Source organism: Pyrococcus sp. (genome assembly GCF_030153625.1).
In the GTDB taxonomy this organism is placed as follows: domain Archaea; phylum Methanobacteriota_B; class Thermococci; order Thermococcales; family Thermococcaceae; genus Pyrococcus; species Pyrococcus furiosus.
The window spans coordinates 1-8149 of the sequence record NZ_JASKLM010000064.1; the positions used below are offsets into that span (position 1 = coordinate 1).

General features: G+C 42.5%; 9 protein-coding genes and 4 pseudogenes. 6 read left to right on the plus strand and 7 right to left on the minus strand.

All coding sequences use genetic code 11. The features are described from left to right. A pseudogene (locus PWP39_RS09775) lies at nucleotides 1–125 on the minus strand (IS1-like element ISCaa4 family transposase); the annotation flags it as partial. A 41-nt stretch (nucleotides 126–166) separates the two neighbouring features. Here PWP39_RS09775 and PWP39_RS09115 point away from each other — a divergent pair. Next, nucleotides 167–696: pseudogene (locus PWP39_RS09115) on the plus strand (IS6 family transposase). A 49-nt stretch (nucleotides 697–745) separates the two neighbouring features. Beyond that, nucleotides 746–1588, plus strand: coding sequence for an SDH family Clp fold serine proteinase (locus tag PWP39_RS09120; RefSeq protein WP_011011355.1), 843 nt, complete (start codon nucleotides 746–748; stop codon nucleotides 1586–1588). 68 nt (nucleotides 1589–1656) lie between these two features. On the opposite strand, the gene PWP39_RS09125 is transcribed toward PWP39_RS09120, so the two are convergent. The 3 genes and pseudogenes from PWP39_RS09125 to PWP39_RS09135 all read right to left on the minus strand — a co-directional run bounded on the left by PWP39_RS09125 (nucleotide 1657) and on the right by PWP39_RS09135 (nucleotide 4781). Then, nucleotides 1657–2814, minus strand: coding sequence for a tryptophan--tRNA ligase (locus tag PWP39_RS09125; RefSeq protein WP_011011356.1), 1158 nt, complete (start codon nucleotides 2812–2814; stop codon nucleotides 1657–1659). Nucleotides 2815–2944: 130 nt separating this feature from the next. After that, nucleotides 2945–3524 (minus strand): annotated as a pseudogene (locus PWP39_RS09130) (DDE-type integrase/transposase/recombinase); the annotation flags it as partial. 63 nt (nucleotides 3525–3587) lie between these two features. Beyond that, nucleotides 3588–4781 carry an ATP-binding protein gene (locus PWP39_RS09135; protein ID WP_014835091.1) on the minus strand — a complete coding sequence of 398 codons (1194 nt, stop codon included), beginning with the start codon at nucleotides 4779–4781 and terminating at the stop codon, nucleotides 3588–3590. 233 nt (nucleotides 4782–5014) lie between these two features. On the opposite strand from PWP39_RS09135, the gene PWP39_RS09140 reads away from it, so the two are divergent. Then, entirely contained in the window at nucleotides 5015–5221 is a 207-nt protein-coding gene (locus PWP39_RS09140) for a hypothetical protein (protein WP_014835092.1), read from the plus strand. 76 nt (nucleotides 5222–5297) lie between these two features. Here the strand turns inward: PWP39_RS09140 and PWP39_RS09145 are convergent, their stop codons facing one another. Continuing rightward, entirely contained in the window at nucleotides 5298–5498 is a 201-nt protein-coding gene (locus PWP39_RS09145; protein WP_288073516.1) for a hypothetical protein, read from the minus strand. A gap of 131 nt (nucleotides 5499–5629) precedes the next feature. Here PWP39_RS09145 and PWP39_RS09150 point away from each other — a divergent pair, with 131 nt between their 5' ends. Further along, nucleotides 5630–5941, plus strand: a complete 312-nt coding sequence (locus PWP39_RS09150) for a DUF5748 family protein (protein ID WP_011011361.1) — start codon at nucleotides 5630–5632, stop codon at nucleotides 5939–5941. Here the strand turns inward: PWP39_RS09150 and PWP39_RS09155 are convergent. Beyond that, entirely contained in the window at nucleotides 5934–6863 is a 930-nt protein-coding gene (locus tag PWP39_RS09155; RefSeq protein WP_014835094.1) for an Lrp/AsnC family transcriptional regulator, read from the minus strand. The genes PWP39_RS09150 and PWP39_RS09155 overlap by 8 nt on opposite strands. Before the next feature lie 153 nt (nucleotides 6864–7016). Between PWP39_RS09155 and PWP39_RS09160 the strand changes: the two genes are divergently transcribed. Further along, nucleotides 7017–7505 carry an adenosine-specific kinase gene (locus PWP39_RS09160; protein ID WP_011011363.1) on the plus strand — a complete coding sequence of 163 codons (489 nt, stop codon included), beginning with the start codon at nucleotides 7017–7019 and terminating at the stop codon, nucleotides 7503–7505. Nucleotides 7506–7516: 11 nt separating this feature from the next. Beyond that, nucleotides 7517–8068: an XTP/dITP diphosphatase gene (locus PWP39_RS09165; RefSeq protein WP_288073517.1), complete on the plus strand. Its 552-nt coding sequence runs from the start codon at nucleotides 7517–7519 to the stop codon at nucleotides 8066–8068. Here the strand turns inward: PWP39_RS09165 and PWP39_RS09170 are convergent. Then, nucleotides 8060–8149 (minus strand): annotated as a pseudogene (locus tag PWP39_RS09170) (IS6 family transposase); the annotation flags it as partial. The gene PWP39_RS09165 and the pseudogene PWP39_RS09170 overlap by 9 nt on opposite strands.

The window sequence follows — 8149 nt, forward strand, 5'->3', positions numbered from 1 at the left end:
GTGTGGCTGATTTTGAGGATTTTTCCGACTTGTCTGTAGCTGAGGCCTCGCAGGTATAGTTCTACTGCTCTGATTTTCTTTTCTGGTGGGATTTTGTTGGATACTGTCAGGATAAAGAGTGAGATGTTAGGTTTAAGTTTCTGATAATTTTCAGAAAAAGAGAAACATAAGAACTGAAACTATTGTTTACTGCTTACTCTCACTCTCAAAGCCTTTTCGCTGGAACAAAAGTCTGAAAAAGAAGATGCAGGGCAATGACCTTTTATCTGCATGGGCTAATTACAGAGGGGTAGAATAATCCTCGAAATCAGCCACACAACAGTCTGGAACGCGAAAGCAGTTTACCAACCGAAAATCCTCGCACTCAAAAAACAGAGAACAAATTTTGAAATCCTGTGAGGGAGAGCTAATTTTCCTGGTGGATAGAGGGCCTTGGCATGAGTCAGTGTTCAACTCCCTTGGCTACATGTAACCTCTGGGTCCAAGTTGAACGCTAATTTAGTACTTTTAAGGAGAGAACAAAGCTCTCCTGGAATAATTTCAGGGTTAGTGACTGGTGTTTCCGTTTACCTTCTGGTATAATTTTACCAAAATTCACTCCTGATTCGGTTGTCTGCCTGATGATGTAACTGAGTGGCTTTGAGAGGTTTGCCCCAGTTATCCCGACAGTATGTTTTATTCCTCCAAAAGTGTTAAATAAGTTTGTAATTTATTCTTGGCTTGAAAAGTCATATAAGGTGATTGTATGGATCCCCTGAGTGGATTTGTGGGATCATTGATATGGTGGATATTGTTTTTCTATTTGCTCATGGGGCCACAGCTCCAATACAGACAGCTGCAAATTGCTAGGGCAAAATTACTGGAAAAAATGGCAAGGAAGAGAAATTCCACTGTAATTACAATGATCCATAGGCAAGAAAGCATTGGATTCTTTGGGATTCCAGTTTACAAGTTCATAAGCATTGAAGACAGTGAAGAGGTACTCAGGGCAATAAGAATGGCTCCAAAAGATAAGCCAATCGACTTGATAATCCACACTCCTGGTGGGTTGGTATTGGCAGCAACACAAATAGCCAAAGCTTTGAAGGATCACCCGGCTGAAACAAGGGTGATAGTTCCCCACTACGCGATGAGCGGTGGGACTTTGATAGCTCTTGCAGCGGACAAGATTATAATGGATCCTCATGCAGTTTTGGGACCAGTTGATCCTCAGCTGGGTCAGTATCCCGCCCCTAGTATAATAAAAGCTGTTGAACAGAAGGGAGCGGAGAAAGTCGATGATCAGACGCTAATACTTGCGGACGTTGCAAAGAAGGCCATAAAACAGGTGCAGGATTTCTTGTATGATCTTCTAAAGGATAAGTACGGTGAGGAAAAAGCAAGAGAGCTGGCCCAGATCTTAACAGAAGGAAGGTGGACGCATGACTACCCAATAACGGTTGAACATGCCAGAGAGCTTGGTCTTGAGGTAGATACAAATGTTCCTGAGGAGGTTTACGCCTTAATGGAACTCTACAAACAGCCCGTTAGGCAGAGAGGAACAGTAGAATTCATGCCATACCCAGTAAAGCAAGAAGGGAAGAAATGATCAATAAAAAACTCCAGTTTTTAGTGTTTCTTTTACTTAGTTATGAAAAAAGTGAAGAAAACAAGAATTCACTTCTTTAAAGGATCTGGTATGGCCTTATTCCACTGTTCTTGAGCCAGTTTTCCAGTATATTTGAACTTTTCCACTAATTTTTCTGCTTTTTTCCTCTTTTCTTGATGTTCTTTGAGGAATTCTTGAACTCTCTGGATTAGATATCTCTTACATTCTCCGCAAAGCAACTCTCCATTCTTACAGGCATAATATCTTTCCATGAGCTTTTTATCGTCTGGTTCAAAGAATATTTCAAGCCATTTGAACACAACACACTTCTCTGGATTTCCGCCCTTTTCTCTCTGCTCCTTTAAGGTTGGTTGACCTCCTGTTAGGGCAAATTTCCAAATTTTCTTTCCAGCCTCTTCAGGGTTGTCTGTGAGATATATAGCCGTCTCTGGTTTGCTCGCGCTCATCTTTCCTTCTAAACCTGTAAGTGGTGGGAAAAATTTTGAGTGCAGGGCTGCAGTCTTATAATACCCCAAGCTTTCGGCAAAATCCCTCTGTAATCTCCAATATGGGTCTTGATCTATTGCCGCTGGAATTAGGCATCTTTTCTTTTCAAAAAACGTAGGAGCTGCTTGAATTGCGGGGAAAAATATCATTCCAATTTTGCTCTGCTCTGTAAATCCAAACACGGCTTTTGCCATCGAAAAGTTAATCTTCTTTGCTATTGGAATGGCCATCTCGTATATCTTTGTAAACTCGCTGTTTTGGAAGATAAATGTTTTGTCTGGATCAAAACCAACAGCTATTATGTCAAGGATATTTTGATAGGCCCAGTACTTTGTATCCTCAAATGTTAAGTTCTCCTTAAATAGAAACTTTTCGTCGTCGGTAATTTGGATGTAGAGATTTACATCAAACTTCTCCTGAAGCCATTTTGTCGCAAAAAACGGAATTATGTGGCCAATATGCATAGGCCCACTGGGTCCTCTTCCGGTGTATAAGAAGAATCCTTTTCCCTGCTCGTAGTCATCTAACACCTTATCATAGTCTCTGTGGGAGAAGAAAAACTTTCTCCTGAAGAATATTGGTAGCTCACTTTTAGTTAATCTTGCAGTTCTTTCTAGTAGGTCATCTGTTAGGGGAGACGTCCCAAACTGCTCTATCAGTTTGTTATAATCTATAATGCCTTCTACTTCCCAGGGTGTGACTTTAAATTCTTCTTCCATAGAATATCACCTCTACAAGATAGTTTGACCCAGAATAGAAATCTAAGCTTGGAGGGTTATTCGAGCCAAAAACCACCACCGAGCATGTATCTTTAAAGCTCTTTTTCAAATTTAAAATTTTTGGTTGGGACTGGGGCATCACCTCCTGAAGCCATTCAGTCGGGTCAGTAGGTGGACAACCAAACCGGGAATGAAACCTAACACAGTTATACTAGAAGGCGAACAGAAAAAACAACCCTGTAAACTCTCCTTCAATCCTTATTCTAGAAACGTTTTGTCTGCTCCTTTAACGTCATGAACCAGCGCTCAACTCGGTTCAAATGTAACGTGAAGATACAGCCCATGGGCTTTAAACGCTGACTTATACCACGGGCCACCATCAACCAGGCAGGTATTTAACACATTACCAATGAAATCCCTGGCAATCCACCGGTTCCTCACAGGAGTGATTTATATCGCAAGAATCTCCCTGCTCTCAACATCAATAGCCGCCCAGAGGTATCTTCTCTCCCCATTAATCTTAGTCACAGTATCATCAACTTCCCGTTTCTTCATCGCCAGCATTTTCATCCGGTAGTGACTCATCCCGAGAATCCTGGCGACTTGCTTGTAACTGGGGCCTTTCAAGTATAATCCCATACCCTGATCTTCTTCTCCATCGGAATTTTATTCCGGCGCAAGGGTTTAAGGCCAGTAAAGAGTGATTCCAGCCTTCTATCCTAACACTATCCACGCGCCACCGGCCTTCTAAGGAAGTTCCTTCTCCCAGGGATTTAAAATCGAGAAGTGCTCTCGTGAGTAAGTTCAAGCAGAAAGAAGGGCACATCCTCCTTTTCCAGCACCCTTACGTTTTTTGGATACCTCCTGTGGGTCTTGCCGGCCTTCACCTCCACCTTGAGGTCCCCTGCTATTGCATCTATCTCGTAGGAGTTCCGGTAGTAGTACACTTCGCCGAAACGGCGGTATAGGTGCTCCTGAACTACCCATTCATATAGTGCATCCTCCTTTAGTTCAGTCCCGCTCCACAGGGCGAAGAGCCTAGCCAGAAGAGGATCACGAAAGAAGAACTTCTTCTCACGTTTGTAGAGTACCTGGTTTCCCTGCTTAAGGTAGGCTATCCCGAGGACGTAAAGCTCGGTGAAGAGCTCAATGTAGTCCTGAACCACCTTGTAGGAGTAACCTGAGGTAATTCCAGCCAGAGCCCTAAAGCTTGTCGCCGAGGGGGCGCTCCTTATCAGGGCAGAGAGCGTCTCCTTCGCTATCTCAAGGCTCTTCCCAAAGCGGACAATCTCTCCAATGTAGGCCCCGAGGAGATCTTCCATCGGAAGGCCGTTTATTGAAGTCGGGAATCCGCCGGTAGTCAGGTAGTCCTCGAAGAGCTTCAGGACTTTTTCCCTGTAAAGTTCCGGCTTTTTAAGCCCCATTACCTCCACGTACTCAGGAAATGAGAGTGGCATGACCTCTATGGTCTTTCCACTCCCTCTCCTGCCCGGGAAGAGCTCGATGTCTCTCCTGACCCCCAGGGAGCTTGAGCCCGTAACCGTGACCACGTCGTTCTTCAGGAGACCGGCGTCTATGAGTGGTTTAACACCGCGCCACCAGCCCTCAAGGGAGGTAACCTCGTCGAGAAAGATATAACCCGTTTTAACCCCTTCCTTCTCCTTAAGCTCCTGGAACTCGCGTAGGAGGTTTAAGAGCTCGCGGTGGCCTGGCAAAACCTTGACGTTGATGTAGAGGATTGACTCTGGGGGGTTATCCTTCAGGAGTTCTTGAATTAGGAGCTTTATCCCTGTGGTTTTCCCAACTTGCCTCGGGCCGAGGACAAAGTTGAGGGAGAAGGGCTTGAGCGAAAGCTTTTCCAGCCACCCCGGCTTCCAGTGTAACCTCTGCTCTTTCCAGCGTCTCACGTGGTAGTCCTCTCTTCCCTCCCACCAGGGGTTCATGTAGGTGAGATCGTCCAGTCTCATAGGCACACCTGAGAAGTTATAGTTCTCAACCATTTATAAAGATTGAGAAGTGTGAGTTCTCAGGATTTAAAAATGGGGGGGTCAGAGCTTGATCGAGATTTCGGCCTTGTTACTCTTTTTGAGCTGGATTGCGAGGAGTTGCTTTGTGTAATCCCTGTATCGAAGGTAAAAGAATATTATGAGGGGCTCCAAGGGGCATCAGCCAACTCATCGCTGGGTGATAATCGGTAATCATGGCGTGGCCAAGTAGGCCAAGTCCAGTTCCATTGATCAACCATACTCGCATGTTGAGAAACCTGCAAGATGAGGGCTTTGATGTCCCTGGAGAACTGTTCCACTGGACTATGAAGCTCGACAGGAACTATATAGCTCCACGCTATTCAGAGGCATATCTCGAAGGTTCTCCCTTTGAGTATTGCTCGGGGAAGAGAGGTTCGTGAGAGAATTCTCAGCTTCGTCAAAAGAACGGCCGAAAATCTCGCCTGAGATTAAGAAGTTTGTGAGGAAGGTAGTCGATTACTTTGACTCTCCGGGCTTTTTGAGCATCTTTTCCTGCTTGAAGCACTTGAGGAGGTGGTAGCTAATAACCGCAGATATTCCCAGGGCAAAATATGCGACTGGGGCCAATGAGAATATCCCCCGAACTGTTTGTGGCCTCCCTGTGGGGTCAAGATGCATCAAAGTATTTCCAAGCAGTAGAGCAAACAATAACCCCACACTCGACTTGAAATACTCCCGGCCAAGCTCTTGCCTTTTGGGTTCTACCCAAGACAAAATAAATAATGATAGTATCGGGTTTGCGATAGGTATATAATCCACAATGAGGTATTATATTATTGGTGGCACCCATGAACTCTGAAGTCATAAAGGAGTTTCTTGAAGATATTGGGGAAGATTATATTGAATTAGAGAATGAAATACATTTGAAACCTGAGGTATTCTATGAAGTTTGGAAGTATGTTGGTGAACCTGAACTTAAGACTTATGTTATAGAGGATGAAATTGTGGAGCCTGGGGAATATGATCCTCCTGAAATGAAGTATACAAATGTAAAGAAAGTCAAAATCAAAAAGGTGTACTTCGAAACGTTGGATAATGTTAGAGTTGTTACAGATTATTCTGAGTTCCAGAAAATATTAAAGAAAAGAGGCACTAAATGAATTCCAAGATTGATCTATACCCTTTTCCATCTTTTCTTATCATTCTTGAAAACCTTGAAGACAGTAATTTGTTGTTCAATTCATATAGCAAGTCAAGGTATCCTATCGCGAGCTTGTCAACGTACTCGCTGAATTCCAGGACTTTTCTACCAATGTCTTCTTGGGAAGAGAAGAACCATTCAATCAAAATTCCCTTTGGATTAAGTATTCCGATTGTAATCTCTATCTCTGGAAATCTCTTTATAACTTCCTCTGGGGATACTTTAGTTGATATTCCTATAAAGCATCTGTCATGCACTTCTTCAACATTTTCTATGAAGGTTGAAAATCCGTCTATAACTTTATCTTCGATTAGTTTGTGTATCATAAAGTTTATCGTTGGCCTTTTCTTCCCTAGCTTTGCTTCTAACTCTTTCATGGGAGTTCTTGCGTCCGTCTTTAGAATATCCATCAAAACTGCGTATTCATATGGATACTCCCAGTAGCCAAATTTTCTTTTCATAGGGTCGCTTCTTGGATCCCAGACTTCGTAAAGTTCGAAGTCATTTGAATAGCGGGAGAAGAACTCAGGTAGGTATTTTTCCTGATCGTAGGGGATCTGTAATATAACCTCGATTCCATTCTTAAATCCAAAGATGGGGGTTATATATACAATAAAGGGGTTTTCTGATAGCAGTTCTGCAGTTGGTATTATTTCTGACTTTGGAATGGACAAAAATGCTATGTAACTCTTAAGGCCTATTCTTGTTATATTGTAGAGTGCACTCACAACCACATATTTTCCATAGTATTTGTCGTAGATTCTTTTGAGTTTGTAGTAGTTTATTCCTTCCTTTTTAGCTATGCTTCTCAGGCTATCCCTTGGGTGTTTTTCTAATACTTCAACCAACCAAAGGATATCATCCCAATTAACCTCGCTCATTTCCGACCAGTAAATAGAATTACTCAAATCTTAAAAGGAATTTCGGTGAATTTAGTAAAGTTTTTGTTTACCTAAAGGCTATGCTCCTGATCCAAAAAAGAGACAAGTAAAGTTTTTATTTACCTAAGAGAACTTTAATTAGGGGGAGGAGAGATGGTGAGGATAGAGGTTGTTGATATTGAGAAACCTGAAGGTGTAGAAGTGATAATAGGCCAAGGAAACTTTTCTATATTCACAGTTGACGATTTAGCTAGAGCTCTCCTGACAACAGTTCCTGGGATAAAGTTCGGAATCGCAATGAATGAAGCTAAGCCTCAATTGACTAGGTATACTGGCAATGACCCAGAGTTAGAAAAGCTCGCTGCTAAGAATGCTCTCAAGATTGGAGCTGGTCATGTGTTCGTCATCTTAATGAAGAATGCATACCCAATAAACGTTCTAAATACCATTAAGAACCATCCCGCTGTGGCAATGGTTTATGGGGCTAGTGAAAATCCATTCCAAGTTATAGTTGCCGAAACTGAGTTGGGAAGAGCAGTTATTGGGGTTGTTGATGGAAAGGCTGCCACTAAGATTGAAACTGAGGAACAGAAGAAAGAGAGGAGAGAGCTAGTAGAAAAGATAGGTTATAAGATTGATTGAGGGATTTTTCTATGGAACTATTTTTTATTACTTCAAATGATGGAAAAGTTAGGGAGGCAAAGAAATTCTTGGAACCCCTGGGAATTAATGTTATAAAAAAGCCTCTTGAATATCCAGAGATTCAGGCCGATACGTTGGAGGACGTGGTAGTTTTTGGGCTAAACTGGTTGAAAGATAAAGTGGACAAGCCCTTCATAATTGAGGACTCAGGCCTGTTCATAGAAGCACTAAATGGTTTTCCCGGTGTCTATTCTGCCTATGTTTACAAGACAATAGGACTGGATGGGATATTGAAGCTTATGGAAGGAATTGAAAATCGAAAAGCCTACTTTAAGAGTGTGATTGGATTCTATGATGGAGAAATACACCTTTTTGTGGGGGAAGTTCGAGGTAGAATATCTAACGAAAAGAGGGGTTCCCATGGATTTGGATATGACCCAATTTTCGTTCCCGATGGATTCGATAAAACATTTGCCGAAATGTCAACGGAAGAGAAAAATTCTGTATCCCATAGGGGAAAGGCTTTAAAGGAATTTTATAGTTGGATGATACTGTCAGGATAACTGGGGCATCACCTCTTGAAGCCACTCAGTCACATCACCAGGCGGACAACCAAACCGAGAATGAAACCTAACAAAATTATA